This is a genomic window from Streptomyces sp. NPDC040589 (assembly GCF_055594445.1).
This window is the reverse complement of record NZ_JBVIWP010000005.1, coordinates 335,746-354,150: the sequence shown is the minus strand read 5'-3', so window position 1 is coordinate 354,150 and position 18,405 is coordinate 335,746. Positions and strand designations below refer to the sequence as shown.

Genomic DNA, 18,405 nt, shown 5'->3' with positions numbered 1-18,405 from the left:
CACCGGGGTACCCGGGCTGCGGACCGGAAGGACCGGACCGTACAGGGAGGCGACACATCATGGGCCTCGGCGGATGCATCATCCTCATCGCCGTGGGAGCCATCCTCACGTTCGCGACCGACTGGGACATGCAGGGGGTCAACCTCGACCTGGTCGGCATCATCCTGATGATCGTCGGACTGATCGGCGTCACGACGTTCAGCAGCATCGCGAGGCGCCGGCGCGTGGTGGTGCCCCCCACGACGCCCGGCGTCGTCGAGGACCCGGCGACCCACCACCGCCGTGACGGATACAGCGACGGATACGGGGTGTGACGCCTCCGACGATCAGGCGTCCATCCCGGCCAGCACCAGGGGAAGCCGGTCCGTCCCCGCCCCGGTGAGGCGGACGGGGACGCCCCAGTCCTGCTGGTGAACGTGGCAGGCCGGGTACTCGTTGTCCGGATCGTCGTCGCAGGAGGCGGCCATCGCGGAGACGTGCAGCACGCCCTCCGGTACGGAGGGGTCGAGTTCGAGGGCGCGGGACAGGTCTGTTCCCGCGCCCTCGCCGGTGCTCAGCAGCTCCGGCGGGGTGGACGAGACGAGCAGGCGAGTGGAAGGCCCGTAGCGGCTGTCCAGCTTCTGTCCTGCCGGTGCCTGGAAGATCACGTCCAGCCGGAGCCGCCCCGGGGCGACTTCGGTGGCTTCGCGCTGGGTGCGGTGAGCGACCTCGGCGACCTTCACGGCCTCCTCCGGCAGCCGCAGCCGGGTCAGCCGGTGCCGGGCCGACTCCACCACCACGATGTCGTCGCCGACGAGCACGGCGTCGCTGGGCTCGCGCAGGTCCGTGGCGAGGGTCGTCACCTCGCCGGTCGCGGGATCGAAGCGGCGCAGGGCGTGGTTGTAGGTGTCGGCGACGGCGACGGACCCGTCCGGCAGGGCGGTGACACCCAACGGATGCTGGAGCAGGGCCTGGTCGGCGGCGCCGTCCCGGTGGCCGAAGTCGAACAGGCCGGTGCCGACGGCTGTGTGGACGGAGCCGTCGGGCTCCACCCAGCGCAGCGCGGACGTCTCCGAGTCGGCGAGCCAGAGCCGCTCGGGCGTGGCGGCGAGCCCGGACGGCTGGGCGAACCAGGCCTCGGTCCCCGGCCCGTCGACGAGGCCCTCGTTGGTGGTCCCGGCCGTGACCGCGACCGTGCCGTCGGCGGGGTCGTACGTCCACAGCTGATGCACACCGGCCATGGCGATCCACACCCTGCCCTGCCACCAGGCGACGTCCCAGGGGGACGAGAGGTCGACCTCGCGGGCCGGGCCCGAGGTGGGTGAGCCCTGCCACCACTGCCGGCCCGTGCCGGCCAGGGTGGTGACCTCGCCGGTGGTGAGGTCCAGCCGCCGCAACGCGTGGTTGACGGTGTCGGCGACGACCACGGAGTCGTCGTCGAGAAGGGCGAGCCCCTGCGGCTCGTTGAAGGTGACGGTCGAGGCGTGCCCGTCGGCGAACCCGCGCGCGCCGGAGCCGATCCTGCGCACCACACTCTCCCCGTCCTCCGCCAGCTCCACCAGCTGATGCCGGGTCGTGTCGCTCACCAGGAAGTTCCCGCTCGGCAGCAGGAGGGCCTTGCCCGGGAACCGCAGCACCGTCGGCTCCGGCTCCGGCGCCACGTACGGCCCGTCGCCCCGCCGCAGCGTCCCCTTCGCCGCGTGCTCGGTCTCCAGCTCCGCCACCAGCCGCTCGATGGCGTGCACATGCCCCTCACCGGCGTGCTGCGCGACCACGTACCCCTCGGGGTCGATCACGACGAGCGTCGGCCAGGCCCGCACGGCGTACTGCTTCCAGGTCGCGAGCTCCGGGTCGTCGAGCACCGGATGCTCCACCCCGTACCGCTCCACGGCGTCGACGACCGCCTGATGCTCGGCCTCGTGCACGAACTTCGGCGAGTGCACCCCGATGACGACGACCGTGTCCCGGTGCTTCTCCTCGAGCTCTCGGAGCTCGTCCAGGACGTGCAGGCAGTTCACGCAACAAAATGTCCAGAAATCCAGGACGACGATGCGTCCCCGCAGGTCGGCGAGGGTGTACTGCTGCCCGCCCGTGTTCAGCCAGCCGCCCTTGCCGATCAGCTCGGGGGCACGGACGCGGGCGCGTCGGGGTGCGGAGTGGTCCATGCCCCCAGGGTGCCATCCGTCACTGACAGTCAGCTCAGGGCATGCCCTGTCGTGGCGTCCACATGGTCCGGGACGTCGTCGTGGCGGTCGCCGACCGTGAGGGTGCCGGTGGGTTCGAACATGAGGATCGCCGTCGGGACGGGCGCGTACGGCTTGTGCTCGGTGCCGCGCGGGACCGTGAAGACGCTGCCCTTGGGAAGCACGACCGTGCGCTCCCCGGCCGCCTCGCGCAGGCCGATGCGCAGTTCGCCGTCGAGCACGAGGAAGAACTCGTCGGTGTGCTCGTGGACGTGCCAGACGTGCTCGCCCCCGACCTTCGCGACGCGGACGTCGTAGTCGTTGACGGCGGTGATGATGCGGGGGCTCCACCGCTCGGAGAAGGAGGCCAGGGCGCGGGCGAGAGAGACGGGTTCCTGGGTCATGAGGGGATCCTCCGGGGTGCCGTACGTCCCGCGCGAGTGCTAGGAATCGCACATGCCGCAAGGATCCTCGCATCGCCCTCACCGAGTCGTCCTGCTGGTGGACGAGAACTCGAACCCCTTCGAGATGAGCTGCGCCATCGAGATCTTCGGGCTGTCCAGGCCGGAGCTCGGGCGGGAGCTGTACGACTTCCGGCTGTGTGCCGCCGCTCCGCACACGCGCATGCGGGACGGCTTCTTCACCCTGACCGGGGTGGCCGGGCTGGAGGCCGCCGAGGACGCGGACACCCTGATCGTGCCGAACCGGCCGGACACCGGCACCCCCCGCGCGCCGCGCGTCCTGGACGTCGTACGACGGGCACACGCGCGTGGCGCGCGACTCGTCGGGTTCTGCTCGGGTGCGTTCACGCTGGCGGAGGCCGGGCTGCTGGACGGGCGCCGTGCGGCCTGCCACTGGATGTGGGCGGAGTCGTTCCGGGCGCGGTTCCCGCAGGTCGGGCTGGAGCCGGACGTGCTGTTCGTGGACGACGGCGACATCCTGACCGCGTCGGGCAGCGCCTCGGCGCTGGACCTGGGGCTGCACGTCGTACGGCGTGACCACGGCGCCGAGATCGCCAACCACGTCTCCCGGCGGCTGGTGTTCGCCGCGCACCGGGACGGCGGGCAGCGGCAGTTCGTGGAGCGGCCGGTGCCGGAGGTGCGGGACGAGTCGCTGGCCCCGCTGCTGGCGTGGGCGCAGGAGCGGCTGGGCGAGCCGCTGGCGGTGGCGGACCTGGCCGCACACGCGCGGGTCAGCCCCGCCACGCTCCACCGCCGCTTCCGCTCCCAGTTGGGGACGACACCACTCGCCTGGCTGATCGGGGAGCGCGTCGCGCTGGCCTGCCGGCTGATCGAGCGGGGCGAGGAACGGCTGGACGTGGTGGCGGCCCGGAGCGGGCTCGGTACGGCCGCCAATCTGCGCACGCGCCTGCGGCGGGCGACGGGACTCAGCCCGTCGGCCTATCGGCGGCGTTTCGGAACGGGCGGCGGGGAAGCCCTGGTGTCATGAGATTCCTCGTGTACGACCGGCTCCTCGGCTTCGGTGACGACTACTGGATCGAGGACGAGCACGGCAGCAAGGTGTTCCTCGTCGACGGCAAGGCCCTGCGGCTGCGGGACACCTGGGAGCTGAAGGACACCCAGGGGCGCGTCCTCGTCGACATCCACCAGAAGATGCTCGCCCTGCGCGACACGATGGTGCTCCAGCGGGCCGGGGAGCCGCTGGCGACGATCCGCAGGAAACGGCTGTCCCTGCTGCGCAACCACTACCGGGTGTCCCTGGCCGACGGCAACGAACTGGATGTCAGCGGCAAGATCCTCGACCGGGAGTTCGCCGTCGAGTACGACGGGGAGCTGCTGGCGGTGATCTCCCGGCGCTGGCTGACCCTGCGGGACACCTACGGCGTGGACGTCGTCCGTGAGGACGCGGATCCGGCGCTGCTGATCGCCGTGGCGGTGTGTGTCATCCACCTGGCGGAGAAGGAGCGCGAGGACTGAGCGCGGGGGAGGGCGAAGAGGGGCAGTTCACGGCCTGCGCGGGGGCTCCAGCCCCAGCAGCCGGTCCTTCAGCGCCGGGAACTGCTCCCGCGTCGTCGCGACCTTCCCCGGGTCGAACTCCACGGTGAGGACCTCCTCGTCGGCGCCGGCCCGGGCCAGCACCTCGCCCCAGGGATCGACCACGATCGAGTGACCGGCCTGCGGAACTCCGGCATGCGTCCCGGCCGTTCCACACGCGACGACGAACGACTGGTTCTCGACGGCCCGCGCCTGGGCCAGCAGCGTCCAGTGGGACCGGCGGCGCTCCGGCCAGCCCGCCGACACCACGAGCGTCTCGGCACCGGCGTCGACGAGACCGCGGAAGAGTTCGGGGAAACGGAGGTCGTAACAGGTGCTCAGCCCCAGGACGGTCTGCGGCAGACGCACCGTCACCAGCTCGGCACCCGCGCCCATCAGCACGGCCTCGCCCTTGTCGAAGCCGAAGCGGTGGATCTTGCGGTAGGCGGCGGCCAGGTCGCCGGAGGGGGAGAAGACGAGGGAGGTGTTGTAGAGCGGTCCGTCGGGGTCCCGTTCCGGGATGGATCCCGCGTGCAGCCACACGCCCGCGTCGCTCGCGGCCTTCGCCATCGCCTCGTACGTCGGCCCTTCGAGCGGCTCGGCCTCGCGCCCGAACTCCTCGTAGGCGAAGGCACCCGTGGTCCACAGCTCCGGCAGGACGACGAGATCGGCACCGGCCTGCTCCCGGACGAGCGACGCCACCCGCCGTCGGCGCGATTCGACCGATTCGCCCTCATCTACGGCGATCTGGATCACAGAGGCGCGCACACTACCACCGTCCTGGCATTCGACCCGTCCACAAGGGCTTCCCCCCGGGCCTACGATCGTCACACGAAAGCACTGCCGGGGTGCCTCACAGCAGCGTAACTTAGCTGCCAAGACACCCGCCGACAGCCGCCACCTCCCACTGGCAACGCCGCCACCACCTGCCCGTGCACCGACCGCCGAGGGGTCCCGTTCCGTGAGTCTGCATCCCACCCTCCAGCCCTACGCCGACGCCTGGACCCACTCCATCGATGCGATATCCGAGCTGCTCCAGCCGCTCGCGGAGGCCGAGTGGAACCGGCGGACGCCGTGCCCCGGGTGGTCGGTGCGGGACGTGGTCTCCCATGTCATCGGCCTGGACTGCGAGATGCTCGGCGACCCGCGCCCCATCCACACGCTCCCGCGCGACCTCTTCCACGTGACGAACGACCACCAGCGCTACATGGAGATGCAGGTCGACGTCCGCCGCCACCACACGGCACCGGAGATGACCTCCGAGCTGGAGTACGTGATCATCCGCCGCAACCGCCAGCTGCGGAACGAGTCGCGTGACCCGGGCACGAAGGTGCGCGGCCCGCTCGGCACGGAGCTGACGCTCGAGGAGTCCATGCGCCGGCACGCCTTCGACGTGTGGACGCACGAGCAGGACCTGCGCACGGCCCTCGGCCGGCCCGGCAACCTCGACTCCCCCGGCGCGCACGTCGCCCGTGACGTGCTGCTCTCCGAACTCCCGCGCGTGGTCGCCGAGAACGCCGAGGCGCCGCGCAGCTCGGCCGTCGTCTTCGACGTGCACGGCCCCGTCGAGTTCCTGCGCACGATCCGCGTCGACATCCAGGGCCGCGGCACCCTCGAGACGGCCCCCGCCCTGGGCCCCGCCGCGACCCTCACCCTCGACTGGGAGACCTACGTCCGCCTGGCCTGCGGCCGCGTGACGCCGGAGGCGGTGTCCGACCGCCTCAAGACGGAGGGTGACCCGGACCTGACGGCGGCGATCCTGCGGAACTTCACGGTGACGCAGTAGCCGTAGCTGCGGGCATGCGTGCCTCCCCCAGTGCCTCAAGGGCCTGGGAGGTCCCCCCAGGGCGGCACGGGTGGGCGGTGGGGGTCCCCCGCTCGAGCGAAGCCGAGAGTGGGGGAGGCACCTCGTCGCGCCGAGCCGCGCACCCACCCGGCCCCAGCACCAACCCCCGGGCCCCGAAAACCCCATGCCGCGAGCCCACCGCCCCACGTAGCGTCCCGCCCATGACCACCCCACCCCGCCACACCCGACTCACCTTCCACGGCCCGCTGTCCGAAACACGAGCCGACCGACTCGTCGCACGCCTGGCCGCCAACACCCCCACCACCGTCCTGGACATCGGCTGCGGCTGGGCCGAGCTCATGCTCCGCGTCCTGACCGCAGCCCCGGACGCCACCGGCACCGGCATGGACATCGACACGGAAGCCCTGGCCCGGGGCCGCGAGGCCGCCAGGGCGCGCGGCCTGGCCGAGCGGGTCCGTCTCGTCGAGGGGTCCGCCACCGAGACCGCCCACGAGCCGGCCGACCTCGTCCTGTGCCTGGGCGCGAGCCAGGCCCTCGGCGACCGGCTCCCCGAGGCACTGAAGGAACTCCGCCTACGCGTCGCCGACGGCGGTCGGGTACTGCTCGGTGAGGGGTTCTGGCAGCGCACCCCGACCCCGGCCGAACTGTCCGGCATGTGGCCGGACGCCGCCGTGACCGACCACCCCGACCTCGCGACCCTCGTGGACCTGGCGATCGAGGCCGGGTTCAGGCCGGAGTGGACGGAGACCGCGAGCCTCGACGAGTGGGAGGAGTTCGAGTCGGCGTACCTGGCGGACGTCGAGGTGTGGCTCGCCGAGCATCCCGGGCACCCGCTCGCGGCCGAGACCAGGGAGCGCGCGGACCGGCACCGTGCCCGGTGGCTGACGTACCGCGGTGTCCTGGGGCTGGCCTACCTCACCCTCGTACCGGCCGCCTGACACCCGTCACGCCGGTACGTGCACCGTCTCCACCCGGCTCGCCACCAGGCGTTCGCGCTCGCGCCGGGCGGCACGCTTGCGCAGGCGCAGGATCTGGCTGACGCCGAGGGCCTGGAGCACGAACACCGCCGAGAAGGCGATGCCGTAGTCGTCGCCGGTGGCGTCCAGCAGGACACCGACGGCGAACAGCGTGGTCATGGAGGCCACGAAGCCGCCCATGTTGGTGATGCCGGAGGCGGTGCCCTGCCGCTCTGGCGGGTTCGCCGGGCGGGCGAAGTCGAAGCCGATCATCGACGCGGGCCCGCACGCCCCGAGGACCGTGCACAGCACGATCAGCAGCCACATCGGGGCGTGCTCGCCGGGGTAGGCCAGCGTCGCCGCCCACAGGACCGCCGTCGTGCCGACCGTGCCGAGCGCGATGGGCAGCCGCGCCTCGTGGTGCCGGGCGACGATCTGGCCGTAGACCATGCCGACGCCCATGTTCGACAGCACGACGAGCGTGAGGAGTTCACCGGCTGTGGCGCGGGACAGCCCCTGCGCCTCGACCAGGAACGGCAGGCCCCACAGCAGCAGGAAGACCATCGCCGGGAACTGGGTCGTGAAGTGCACCCACATCCCGAGCCGGGTCCCCGGCTCCCGCCAGGAGGCGGCGATCTGGCGCCGTACGTAGGCCGCGCCCTGGTGCGGGAGGGGTGCCGGCTCGTGGCCCTCCGGGTGGTCCTTCAGGAACAGCAGCACCAGCACGAGCACCACGGCCCCGGCGACCGCGCTGCCCGCGAACGCCGCCGTCCAGCCGATGCCGTGCAGCAGCCGGGCCAGGACGAGCGTGGAGACGAGGTTGCCGGCCATGCCCACCAGGCCCGAGAACTGGGCGACGAGCGGCCCGCGCCGGGCCGGGAACCACCGGGTGCCCAGCCGCAGCACGCTGATGAACGTCAGCGCGTCGCCGCAGCCGAGCAGCGCCCGGGAGGCGAGCGCCATGCCGTACGACGGGGAGAACGCGAAGCCCAGCTGCCCGGCGGTGAACAGCACCGCCCCCAGCGCCAGCACCTTCTTGGTGCCGAGCCGGTCCACGAGCAGGCCGACGGGTATCTGCATGCCCGCGTAGACCAGCAGCTGGAGGATGGAGAAGGTGGACAGGGCGGAGGCGTTGACGTGGAAGCGGTCGGCGGCGTCGAGGCCGGCCACGCCCAGGGACGTGCGGAAGATGACCGCGACGAAGTAGACCGAGACGCCGGTGCCCCAGACGGCCAGGGCCCGCCGGCCGCCCGGTGGATCGCCCGGCAGTATGCCGACGCTCATCGGACCTCCCCCCGCGCCAGGTGCGAGAACCAGCCGACGTGGCGGTGGACGAGCCCGACGGCCGCCTCGGCGTCCCCGGAGCGCAGCGCTTCGAGGATCTCCTCGTGTTCGGTGAGGGTCTTGGCGATCCGGTCGGGGTGGGAGTGCAGGACGGCGACGCCCATGCGCAGCTGGCGGTCGCGCAGCTGGTCGTAGAGGCGGGAGAGGATCTCGTTGCCGCCGCTGCGGACGATCTCGGCGTGGAAACAGCGGTCGGTGACGGCGGCCGCGGCCAGGTCTCCGGCGGCGGCCTGCTCCTTCTGCCGGGTGAGGAGCGCTTCGAGGCGCTCGATGAGCCCGGGGGGCGCGGGCACGGCCTTGCGCGCCGCGTGTTCCTCGACGAGCAGCCGGGTCTCCACGACGTCGGCGATCTCCTGCGCGGAGACGGGCAGCACGAGGGCGCCCTTCTTCGGGTAGAGCCTGATCAGCCCCTCGACCTCCAGCCGGAGCAGCGCCTCGCGCACCGGCGTGCGGGAAACGCCGACGGCCTCGGCGAGTTCGCCCTCGGTGAGCAGGGTCCCGCCCTCGTAGCGACGCTCCAGGACGCCCTGCTTGACGTGGGTGTACACACGGTCGGCGGCGGGAGGGTGCTTCACGGCCAGGGTCATGCCGACAGCATAGATACATCAGGTACGCATGGATGTATCCGTCCAGGATGCGGACTCACGCGGGCTCAAATGTCACACGTCTGTGGCAAAGGGCGGGTCCCCCTCGGCAACGGCACAACCAACTGTGCTAGTTACAAGTCAGACACGTGCGGCTCCTTTCCCCTCGTCCTCAATTCGGCCGCACGCCTGGGGCATTCAACGCAATCGGGGTACTTCACTTGATAACCGGCATTAAGGGCACCCGTCTCCGTAGAGCCGCGGCCGTCGCCGTCACCACCGGCGCCATGCTCGCGACCGGAGCCCTCACCGTTGCGCCGGCGCAGGCCGCCACGGCGCCCACGATCGTCGCCAAGGGCGGCTACGTGATGAACAACGCGACCGGCAAGTCGCTCTACACCAAGGCTGCCGACACGCGTCGCTCGACCGGCTCGACCACCAAGATCATGACCGCTCTGGTGGTGCTGAAGCAGTCGAACCTCAACCTGGACAGCAAGGTCACGATCCAGAAGGCGTACAGCGACTACATCGTCGACAACAACTGGGCGTCGAACGCCAAGCTGATCGTCGGCGACAAGGTCACCGTCCGCCAGCTGCTGTACGGGCTGATGCTGCCGTCCGGCTGCGACGCGGCGTACGCGCTCGCCGACAAGTTCGGCTCGGGCTCGACGCGGGCGGCGCGCGTGAAGTCGTTCATCGGCAAGATGAACACGACCGCCAAGAACCTGGGTCTGAAGAACACCCACTTCGACTCGTTCGACGGCATCGGCAAGGGCAGCAACTACTCCACGCCGCGCGACCTGACGAAGCTCGCCAGCAACGCCATGAAGAACTCCACGTTCCGCACGGTCGTCAAGACGAAGAAGTACACGGCGAAGACGACCACGAAGTCCGGCGGCACGCGGACGATGGCCGCGTGGGAGAACACCAACCCGCTGCTCGCGAGCTACACCGGCGCGATCGGCGTGAAGACCGGTTCCGGCCCGGAGGCCAAGTACTGCCTGGTCTTCGCGGCCACGCGGAACGGCAAGACGGTCATCGGCACGGTTCTCGCCTCGACCGACGGGCCCACCCGCAAGTCCGACGCGACGAAGCTGCTGAACTACGGCTTCGCCAAGTAGGACAAGGCAGAACAGGCACTACGAAGGGGGCTCACCGCCGACGGCGGTGAGCCCCCTTCGCTTTGAGACCAGCCCGGACGGGCTTCGGCACACGGTCGGCCAACTCTCCGGACAGACGCCGGCGGCCCCCCGCCCGAGGGCAAGGGGCCGCCGCGGTCGGCTCACGCCCAGGTGATCAGACGCTTCGGCTGCTCCAGGATCGCCGCCACGTCCGCCAGGACCTTCGAGCCCAGCTCGCCGTCGACCAGGCGGTGGTCGAAGGACAGGGCCAGGGTGGTGACCTGGCGGGGCTTCACCTTGCCCTTGTGGACCCACGGCTGGAGCTTGATCGCACCGACCGCGAGGATCGCGGACTCGCCGGGGTTGAGGATCGGCGTGCCCGTGTCGACGCCGAAGACACCGACGTTGGTGATCGTCACCGTGCCGTTCTGCATGTCCGCCGGGGACGTCTTGCCGTCCCGGGCGGTCGACACCAGCTCGCCCAGCGACTCGGCGAGCTGCGGCAGCGTCTTGGCGTGGGCGTCCTTGATGTTCGGGACGATCAGGCCGCGCGGGGTCGCGGCCGCGATGCCCAGGTTCACGTAGTGCTTGACCACGATCTCCTGGGCGGCCTCGTCCCAGGACGCGTTGACGTCCGGGTTGCGCCTGATCGCGACGAGCAGGGCCTTGGCGATCAGCAGGAGGGGGTTCACGCGCAGGCCCGCGAACTCCTTGTCCTCCTTCAGCTCCTCGACCAGCTTCATCGTGCGCGTCACGTCGACCGTCACGAACTCCGTGACATGCGGCGCCGTGAACGCCGAGCCCACCATCGCCGCCGCCGTCGCCTTGCGGACGCCCTTGATCGGGATGCGGGTCTCGCGGGCGGTGTCGTACGACACCGCCGCCGGCGCGGGCGCCGGGGCGGCGGTCGCGGGGACCGCGGGGACCTCCGGCCGCGGTGCCTGCGGCGGGGCCACCGCCGCGTGCACGTCCTCGCGGGTGATGATGCCGTCCGGACCGGTCGGGACGACCGTCGTCAGGTCGACGCCCAGATCCTTGGCCAGCTTGCGGACCGGGGGCTTGGCCAGCGGGCGTTCCTTGACGGCGGGGGCGGCCGAGGGCGCCGCACCGTGGCCGTTCAGCTCGGTCTGGACCGCGGTCGAGGCCTGCTGTACCGGGACCTCCGGGCCCTTGCGGGGGCGACGGCGGGTGGACGAGGTCGCCACCCCGTAGCCGACCAGGACCGGCTGGCGGCCCGAGCCCTCCGCCTTCGGTTCTTCAGCGGCCTGGGGGGCTTCCGCCCGCGGCTCGGCCGGCGCGGCCCCTCCGCTCACGTCGACCGCGATGATCGACGTGCCCACGTCGACCGTGGTGCCCTCGGGGAAGTGCAGATCCCTGACCACGCCGTCGTACGGGATGGGCAGCTCGACGGCCGCCTTCGCCGTCTCGACCTCGCACACCACCTGGCCGTCGGTGACCTTGTCGCCGGGCTGGACGAACCACTTGAGGATCTCGGCCTCGGTGAGCCCCTCACCCACGTCCGGCATCTTGAACTCGCGTACGGACGCTTCCGTCATCGTCGTCACGACCCTCTCCTCAGTACGCCAGCGAGCGGTCGACGGCATCCAGCACCCGGTCCAGGTTCGGCAGGTACTCCTCCTCCAGGCGGGCCGGCGGGTACGGCGCGTGGTAGCCGCCGACACGGAGCACCGGGGCCTCCAGGTGGTAGAAGCAGCGCTCCGTGATCCGCGCGGCGATCTCCGCGCCGGAGCCGAAGAACACCGGGGCCTCGTGGACCACGACCAGCCGGCGCGTCTTCTCCACCGACGCCTGGATGGAGTCGAAGTCGAGCGGGGAGACCGAGCGCAGGTCCAGGACCTCGAGGTTCCTGCCCTCCTCGGCGGCCGCGTCCGCGACCTCCTGACAGAGCTTCACCATCGGGCCGTAGGCGGCGAGGGTGAGGTCGGTGCCCTCGCGGACCACCTGGGCCTTGTGCAGCGGGCCCGGGATCGCCTCCGTGGCGACCTCGGCCTTGTCCCAGTAGCGGCGCTTGGGCTCGAAGAAGATCACCGGGTCGTCGCTCTGGATGGCCTGCTGCATCATCCAGTACGCGTCCGAGGAGTTGGACGGGCTGACGACCTTCAGGCCCGAGACGTGCGCGAAGAGCGCCTCGGGGGACTCCGAGTGGTGCTCCACCGCGCCGATGCCGCCGCCGTAGGGGATGCGCACGACGACCGGGAGCTTGACCTTGCCCAGGGAGCGGGCGTGCATCTTCGCGAGCTGGGTGACGATCTGGTCGTACGCCGGGAAGACGAAGCCGTCGAACTGGATCTCCACCACCGGGCGGTAGCCGCGCAGGGCCAGGCCGATCGCCGTGCCGACGATGCCCGACTCGGCCAGCGGGGTGTCGATGACGCGGCTCTCGCCGAAGTCCTTCTGCAGACCGTCCGTCACCCGGAAGACGCCGCCGAGCTTGCCGACGTCCTCGCCCATGATCAGGACCTTGGGGTCGGCCTCCAGGGCGTGGCGCAGCGACTCGTTGATCGCTTTGGCGAGTGCCATCTTGTCGGCCATGTCAGTTGCCCCCCTCATCGGCGAACGACGCCTGGTACGCGGCGAACTGGGCGCGCTCCTCGTCGACGAGCGCGTGTCCGTCCGCGTAGACGTTCTCGAAGATCGCGAAGTGGTCCGGGTCCGGCATGGCACGGACCGCCTCGCGCACTCGTTTACCCAACGCCTCGGACTCGGCCTCCAGTTCCTCGAAGAATCCCTCGTCCGCGTGGTTTGAGGTCTCCAGGAACCGGCGAAGGCGCAGGATCGGGTCCTTGGCCTCCCAGGCCTGGCGCTCCTCGTCGCCCCGGTAGCGGGTCGGGTCGTCGGAGGTGGTGTGGGCGCCCATGCGGTAGGTGAACGCCTCGACGAGGGTCGGGCCCTCGCCGGAGCGGGCCCGCTCCAGGGCCCAGCGGGTGACCGCGAGGCAGGCGAGCACGTCGTTGCCGTCCACCCGTACGCCCGGGAAGCCGAAGCCCTGCGCGCGCTGGTAGATCGGGACGCGGGACTGCTTCTCGGTCGGCTCGGAGATGGCCCACTGGTTGTTCTGGCAGAAGAACACGACCGGGGCGTTGTAGACCGCGGAGAAGGTGAACGACTCGGCGACGTCGCCCTGGCTGGAGGCGCCGTCGCCGAAGTAGGCGATCACCGCGCTGTCGGCGCCGTCCTTGGCGACGCCCATCGCGTAGCCCGTGGCGTGCAGCGTCTGGGAGCCGATGACGATCGTGTAGAGCTGGAAGTTGTTGCTGTTCGGGTCCCAGCCGCCGTTGTTCACGCCGCGGAACATGCCGAGCAGGTTGGTCGGGTCCACCCCGCGGCACCAGGCGACGCCGTGCTCGCGATAGGTGGGGAAGACGTAGTCGTCGTCGCGCAGGGCCCGGCCCGAGCCGATCTGGGCGGCCTCCTGGCCGAGCAGCGAGGCCCACAGGCCCAGCTCGCCCTGGCGCTGCAGGGAGGTGGCCTCGGCGTCGAAGCGGCGGGTGAGCACCATGTCGCGGTACAGGCCGCGGAGCTCTTCCGGGGTGACACCGGCGACGTACTTGTCGTACTCGGCGTTCTTGACGCGCTTGCCCTCGGGCGTCAGCAGCTGCACGAGCTGGGGTTCGGCGGCCTTCTTCGCGGCTGCCTTCTTCGCAGGCGTGCGGGTGGTGCCCTTGGTGCCGGTGGTGCCGGCCTTGCTTCCGGCGCTGCGTCGCGATGTGCGCGCGGCAGTGCTCTCCACGGTCACGTGTGCTCCTCCGTCGGTCCGGCCCCCGGGGTTGCCGGTAGGCCAGTGCGGCTCACCTGTTCTCGGCCACCGGGGCACGGGGTGGGTGCCACTCGGCCGGGAACAGGCGTGACAGGTGCCCCGGCGAGCGCCCTGCAACAAGCACGTTACCCAGTGCTCCACATTTCTGTGAAACCCCATCTGACCTGCGATTTTGCTTGGATTTCCAAGTAAATCGGGAAGGCGGGAAAGGGGCCCTGGTCACAGCCTTGCAGGAGGCCGGAGCAACCGCACGTTAACCCGGTGACCCAGGTCACGGGAAGAGCCAACTTGTCGGCGCGGCGAAACGGCACGCGCGCGTGGATCCCGTTTCCGGGTCCCACGCGCGCGTGATGTGTTCTTCTTCGGCTGTCCGATTCGGCGGTCCGATTCGGCCGTCCGAGCAGGTCGGTCAGCCGCCCGCGCCTCCGACGACGCTGCCCGTGGCGCCGCCGTCGGCACCGCCCGTCTCCTCCTCCGGAGGAGTCTCCGGGTCCGAGGGCTCCTCGTCCGTCGGCTCGCCGGTCGGCTCCGCGGTGGTCGGCTGGTCCGTCGGCTGGTCCGTCGGCGTCTCGGGAGTGCTCGGGGACGGCGTGTAGGACGGGGTGTACGACGGGGTCCATCCGCCGCCGCCGGAGCTCGTGCCGGTGCCGTCGTCCGTCGACGTGTCGGTCGGCTCGTCCGTCGCCTCGTCGCTCGGCGTCTCGCTCGGAGTCTTCTTGTCTTCCGTCTGTGAGGTGGTCGGCGACTTCTTGTTGTCGGTGGGCCCCTTCGTGTCGCCGCCGGTGTTCTGCAGCGCCAGGGCGACACCCGCCGCCACGGCGATCACCGCGAGCACGGCGAGGATCCACAGCTTGCCGCGGCCGCTGCCCTTGTTGCCGCGGCCCTCGAAGCCGCCGTCGTCCCCGCCGCCATAGCCGGCGGGAAGTATCGGCGAGGGGATCTGCGCGGTGCCGGAGACATCGCCGGGGTGGCCCATCACGGCCGTGTGGGCGAAGCCGCCCGACGGGGTGTGCCGGCCCTCGTGCATGTCGACCGGGCCGGTGTTCCAGGTGCCGGTGTGGCCGCCCTGGTCGTAGAGCATCTGGAGCGCGTACTGGACCAGCCCGCGCATCTCCTCGGCCGTCTGGAAACGGTCGTCGGGCTCCTTGGCGAGGGAGCGCATGACCATGCCGTCCAGCTCCGGCGGACAGACGTCGGAGGCCTCGGACGGCGGCGTCGGGATGTCCTGGACGTGCTGGTAGACCACCGACAGCGGGGTCTCGCCGGTGAACGGCGGGCGCAACGAGAGGAGTTCGTAGAGCAGGCAGCCCGTGGCGTACAGGTCGGAGCGGTGGTCGACGGCCTTGCCGAGCGCCTGCTCCGGGGACAGGTACTGCGGGGTGCCCATGACCATGCCGGTCTGCGTCATCGTGGACTGCGCGCCGTGCAGGGCGCGGGCGATGCCGAAGTCCATCACCTTCACCGCGCCGTTGTGCGTGATGATGACGTTGGCGGGCTTGATGTCGCGGTGCACGATGCCGTGCTGGTGCGAGTAGGCGAGCGCCTCCAGGACGCCCGAGACGATGATCAGGGCCTGTTCGGGGCCCGGTGCCTCGGCGTTCAGCAGGAGGTCGCGGATGGTGCGGCCCTCGACCAGCTCCATGACGATGTAGGGGAGCGGCTGGCCGCCGACGATGTCCTCGCCGGAGTCGTACACGGCGACGATCGCGTGGTGGTTGAGGCCGGCCACCGACTGGGCCTCGCGCGTGAAGCGCGCCTTGGACACCGGGTCCTCGGCGAGGTCGGAGCGGAGCAGCTTGACGGCCACGGTGCGTCCGAGGCGGACGTCCTCGGCTGCGAACACCTCGGCCATGCCGCCCCGGCCGAGTCTGTGGGTCAGCCGGTACCGGCCGTCCCCGACCAACCCGCCGTTACCCCAGACCTCCGGCGCGTCCGACATGCCGCCGCCAGTCGCCTCGGGTTCGGACGGGCCCTGAGCGCGCTGCTGCTGTGCCATCAGTCCTCGCCGTCGTTTCTGCCCGCGGTGCGCGCGGTGTTGTTACGGTCTCCGTCGGCCACGCTACAGCCTCCGCGCAAGCCGCCGGTCCGAGACGGGTGCCAGGACCGGCACGGGACGGACGCGCCATGAAACCTTTACTCAGCACTCTCGTGCAAATTCTGCGTACCGGCCGCACACCCCCGGTAACGCTTCCGCGACGCTTCTTTCGCGTACGGTCACGGAACGGGCACCGAGCTTGACGTGTCCGTGCCCTGGGGCAGACTTGGCCGGGAATGGCGGTTTGGATCAACGACGGATCAGACGGATCAGCGGCAGTCGGCAGCTCCCAGGGGAGCTACGGGGGACACGGAACATGAGCCAGGACGGCGCACAGGGGCAGTACACGGGGCGGGCGCTCGCCAGTGGCCGCTATCAGCTGCGTGACCTCCTCGGCCAGGGCGGCATGGCCTCGGTGCACCTCGCGTACGACAGCGTGCTCGACCGACAGGTCGCGATCAAGACACTTCACACCGAGCTCGGCCGGGAGCAGGCCTTCCGCGAGCGGTTCCGCCGCGAGGCCCAGTCCGTGGCCAAGCTCACGCACACCAACATCGTCTCGGTCTTCGACACCGGCGAGGACACCCTCGACTCCATGACGACGCCGTACATCGTCATGGAGTACGTCGAGGGCCGCCCGCTCGGCTCGGTCCTCGACGAGGACGTACGGCAGCAGGGCGCGATGCCCGCCGACAAGGCGCTGAAGATCACCGCGGATGTGCTGGCCGCGCTGGAGATCAGCCACGAGATGGGCCTGGTCCACCGCGACATCAAGCCGGGCAACGTGATGATGACCAAGCGCGGCGTGGTCAAGGTCATGGACTTCGGCATCGCCCGCGCCATGCAGTCCGGTGTGACGTCGATGACGCAGACCGGCATGGTCGTCGGCACTCCGCAGTACCTCTCACCGGAACAGGCCCTCGGCCGTGGCGTGGACGCCCGCTCCGACCTGTACTCGGTCGGCGTCATGCTGTTCCAACTGGTCACCGGGCGGCTGCCGTTCGAGGCGGACTCGCCGCTGGCCATCGCGTATGCACACGTCCAGGAGGAGCCGCCGGTTCCGTCCACGATCAACCGGGCGCTGCCGCCGGCCGTGGACGCGCTGATCGCCCGGGCGCTGAAGAAGAACCCCAACGAGCGTTTCCCCAGCTCCGAGGCCATGCGCGACGAGTGCCTGCGCGTGGCGGCGTCCTTCCACGCCGCCCCGCCGAGCATCGTCCCGGGCACGCAGGCGCCGAGCGGCGCGGGTGTCGGCTCGGCCGTGTTCCCGCCGGTCGACCAGGCGCCCCCGGCCGCCTCGGGCCAGGTCCAGACGCCGTACCAGCCGACCCCGCCCCCGAACCCGTACGGCACCCCCGCCCCGTCGGCGCCGTCCCCGGCGTACGGCTATCCGCAGCAGGGCGGCTACCAGACGCCGCACCCGGCCGGGTACTCCCCGCAGCCGGGCCCGTCGACCCCGCCGCCGTACAACCTCACGCCGCAGACCGCGCCCGGCTCGCAGGGCGGTGGCAAGAGCAACAAGCCGGTGATCATCGGTTCCGTCATCGTGTCCGTCGTGGCCGTCGGCGGGCTGGTCGCGGCCCTGCTGATGAACGGCGGAAGCGAGGACGACAAGGGCGGCGGGGGCAGCGGCGCGAGCGCCTCGGCCTCGGCCTCCAAGAAGGCCGGCTACCGCGGGCCGGACACGTCGAAGACGATCGACTCCGAGGAGTGCACGGAGCCGGAGGAGTCGTACAACGACCCCGACAAGATCCAGATCCCGGACTTCAAGTTCATGAACATCGCGTCGGTCAAGTCCTGCGCCCAGGCGGCCGGCTGGCAGGTCAGCACCAAGAACGTGGACGAGAACACCTACGGCCAGGGCACGGTCATGAACCAGTTCCCGTCCAAGGGCACCGATGTCGACCCGGACGACATGCCGATCATCGAGCTCAACGTCTCGACGGGCAACCCGCCGTCCTGACGCCCCGGACACGAGGAAGGGCCCCGCGGCTTCGGCCGCGGGGCCCTTCCTGTTTCTGTTCAGGGAGGTCTGTAGCGGGCCTACAGGTACGGCCCGCCGGAACGGGCGCCCGGGTGCTGCTCGTCGAGGCCCTCGTGACCGACGCCCGGCGGGAGGGCGCGGCGCATCGACTCCAGCTGGGCGCGGGCCGCCATCTGCTGGGCGAACAGCGTCGTCTGGATCCCGTGGAAGAGTCCCTCGAGCCAGCCGACCAGCTGGGCCTGCGCGATGCGCAGTTCCGCGTCGCTGGGGGTCGTCTCGTCCGTGAAGGGCAGGGAGAGCCGCTCCAGCTCCTCGACCAGCTCGGGCGCCAGACCGTCCTCCAGCTCCTTCACCGAGCTGGCGTGGATCTCCTTGAGGCGGACCCGGCTGGCCTCGTCCAGGGGCGCCACGCGCACTTCCTCGAGCAGCTGCTTGATCATGCTGCCGATCCGCATGACCTTGGCGGGCTGCTCGACCTGTTCCGTGACCGGGATCTCGCGGGAGTCCTCGTCTCCGCTGCCGCCCCCGAGCGCCATGCCGTCCTGGCCCACGACCAGGATCTGCGGGCTCTCCGGCGACCGTTCGTTTCTCGGCATCTCCATGTCGCCATTCTCTCGCACGCCTGCACCTCACCTCCGTG

Annotated in this window: 17 protein-coding genes; 7 read left to right on the top strand and 10 right to left on the bottom strand. The window is 71.0% G+C overall.

All coding sequences use genetic code 11. The annotated features are described in order from the left end of the window. Positions 1 to 59 precede the first annotated feature (59 nt). A complete protein-coding gene (locus ACZ58V_RS24370; protein WP_189727104.1) occupies positions 60 to 314 on the top strand; it encodes a DUF6458 family protein in 255 nt (84 codons plus the stop codon). A gap of 12 nt (positions 315 to 326) precedes the next feature. Here ACZ58V_RS24370 and ACZ58V_RS24365 read toward each other — a convergent pair whose 3' ends face one another. Together ACZ58V_RS24365 and ACZ58V_RS24360 are read right to left on the bottom strand one after the other, a co-directional pair. Next, positions 327 to 2,144 (bottom strand): NHL domain-containing thioredoxin family protein, encoded by a 1,818-nt coding sequence (locus ACZ58V_RS24365; RefSeq protein WP_471292196.1) that lies wholly within the window; start codon positions 2,142 to 2,144, stop codon positions 327 to 329. A 29-nt stretch (positions 2,145 to 2,173) separates the two neighbouring features. Then, positions 2,174 to 2,566: a cupin domain-containing protein gene (locus tag ACZ58V_RS24360; RefSeq protein WP_468198688.1), complete on the bottom strand. Its 393-nt coding sequence runs from the start codon at positions 2,564 to 2,566 to the stop codon at positions 2,174 to 2,176. Between the two features lie 52 nt (positions 2,567 to 2,618). Here ACZ58V_RS24360 and ACZ58V_RS24355 point away from each other — a divergent pair, with 52 nt between their 5' ends. Both ACZ58V_RS24355 and ACZ58V_RS24350 read left to right on the top strand, forming a co-directional pair. After that, positions 2,619 to 3,611, top strand: a complete 993-nt coding sequence (locus ACZ58V_RS24355) for a GlxA family transcriptional regulator (protein ID WP_468198685.1) — start codon at positions 2,619 to 2,621, stop codon at positions 3,609 to 3,611. Further along, complete coding sequence (locus tag ACZ58V_RS24350) at positions 3,608 to 4,099, top strand: LURP-one-related/scramblase family protein (protein WP_471292193.1); 492 nt, start codon at positions 3,608 to 3,610, stop codon at positions 4,097 to 4,099. The genes ACZ58V_RS24355 and ACZ58V_RS24350 overlap by 4 nt, the downstream gene beginning before the upstream one ends. 27 nt (positions 4,100 to 4,126) lie before the next feature. Here the strand turns inward: ACZ58V_RS24350 and ACZ58V_RS24345 are convergent, their stop codons facing one another. Next, the gene (locus ACZ58V_RS24345; protein ID WP_468198681.1) at positions 4,127 to 4,924 is read right to left on the bottom strand and encodes a carbon-nitrogen family hydrolase; all 798 of its coding nucleotides are present in this window, start codon (positions 4,922 to 4,924) and stop codon (positions 4,127 to 4,129) included. Between the two features lie 193 nt (positions 4,925 to 5,117). On the opposite strand from ACZ58V_RS24345, the gene ACZ58V_RS24340 reads away from it, so the two are divergent. Next, positions 5,118 to 5,942 (top strand): maleylpyruvate isomerase family mycothiol-dependent enzyme, encoded by an 825-nt coding sequence (locus ACZ58V_RS24340; RefSeq protein WP_468198679.1) that lies wholly within the window; start codon positions 5,118 to 5,120, stop codon positions 5,940 to 5,942. 221 nt (positions 5,943 to 6,163) lie between these two features. Beyond that, entirely contained in the window at positions 6,164 to 6,901 is a 738-nt protein-coding gene (locus ACZ58V_RS24335; protein WP_471292189.1) for an SAM-dependent methyltransferase, read from the top strand. A gap of 6 nt (positions 6,902 to 6,907) precedes the next feature. On the opposite strand, the gene ACZ58V_RS24330 is transcribed toward ACZ58V_RS24335, so the two are convergent. After that, positions 6,908 to 8,203: an MFS transporter gene (locus tag ACZ58V_RS24330; RefSeq protein ID WP_471292186.1), complete on the bottom strand. Its 1,296-nt coding sequence runs from the start codon at positions 8,201 to 8,203 to the stop codon at positions 6,908 to 6,910. After that, entirely contained in the window at positions 8,200 to 8,850 is a 651-nt protein-coding gene (locus tag ACZ58V_RS24325; RefSeq protein WP_468198671.1) for a GntR family transcriptional regulator, read from the bottom strand. Before ACZ58V_RS24325 ends, ACZ58V_RS24330 begins: the two co-directional genes overlap by 4 nt. A gap of 218 nt (positions 8,851 to 9,068) precedes the next feature. Between ACZ58V_RS24325 and ACZ58V_RS24320 the strand changes: the two genes are divergently transcribed. After that, positions 9,069 to 9,968, top strand: coding sequence for a D-alanyl-D-alanine carboxypeptidase family protein (locus ACZ58V_RS24320; protein WP_468198668.1), 900 nt, complete (start codon positions 9,069 to 9,071; stop codon positions 9,966 to 9,968). A 161-nt stretch (positions 9,969 to 10,129) separates the two neighbouring features. On the opposite strand, the gene ACZ58V_RS24315 is transcribed toward ACZ58V_RS24320, so the two are convergent. The 4 genes from ACZ58V_RS24315 to ACZ58V_RS24300 all read right to left on the bottom strand — a co-directional run bounded on the left by ACZ58V_RS24315 (position 10,130) and on the right by ACZ58V_RS24300 (position 15,742). Further along, positions 10,130 to 11,533, bottom strand: coding sequence for a dihydrolipoamide acetyltransferase family protein (locus ACZ58V_RS24315; protein WP_468198666.1), 1,404 nt, complete (start codon positions 11,531 to 11,533; stop codon positions 10,130 to 10,132). 10 nt (positions 11,534 to 11,543) lie between these two features. Continuing rightward, a complete protein-coding gene (locus tag ACZ58V_RS24310; protein WP_468198664.1) occupies positions 11,544 to 12,521 on the bottom strand; it encodes an alpha-ketoacid dehydrogenase subunit beta in 978 nt (325 codons plus the stop codon). Position 12,522: 1 nt separating this feature from the next. Further along, positions 12,523 to 13,725, bottom strand: coding sequence for a pyruvate dehydrogenase (acetyl-transferring) E1 component subunit alpha (gene pdhA, locus ACZ58V_RS24305; protein ID WP_468198662.1), 1,203 nt, complete (start codon positions 13,723 to 13,725; stop codon positions 12,523 to 12,525). 430 nt (positions 13,726 to 14,155) lie between these two features. Continuing rightward, the gene (locus tag ACZ58V_RS24300) at positions 14,156 to 15,742 is read right to left on the bottom strand and encodes a protein kinase domain-containing protein (RefSeq protein ID WP_471292181.1); all 1,587 of its coding nucleotides are present in this window, start codon (positions 15,740 to 15,742) and stop codon (positions 14,156 to 14,158) included. A gap of 355 nt (positions 15,743 to 16,097) precedes the next feature. On the opposite strand from ACZ58V_RS24300, the gene ACZ58V_RS24295 reads away from it, so the two are divergent. Further along, a complete protein-coding gene (locus ACZ58V_RS24295) occupies positions 16,098 to 17,744 on the top strand; it encodes a protein kinase domain-containing protein (RefSeq protein WP_471292179.1) in 1,647 nt (548 codons plus the stop codon). Between the two features lie 80 nt (positions 17,745 to 17,824). Here the strand turns inward: ACZ58V_RS24295 and ACZ58V_RS24290 are convergent, their stop codons facing one another. Next, positions 17,825 to 18,367 (bottom strand): bacterial proteasome activator family protein, encoded by a 543-nt coding sequence (locus tag ACZ58V_RS24290; RefSeq protein WP_189727119.1) that lies wholly within the window; start codon positions 18,365 to 18,367, stop codon positions 17,825 to 17,827. Between the last annotated feature and the right edge of the window lie 38 nt (positions 18,368 to 18,405).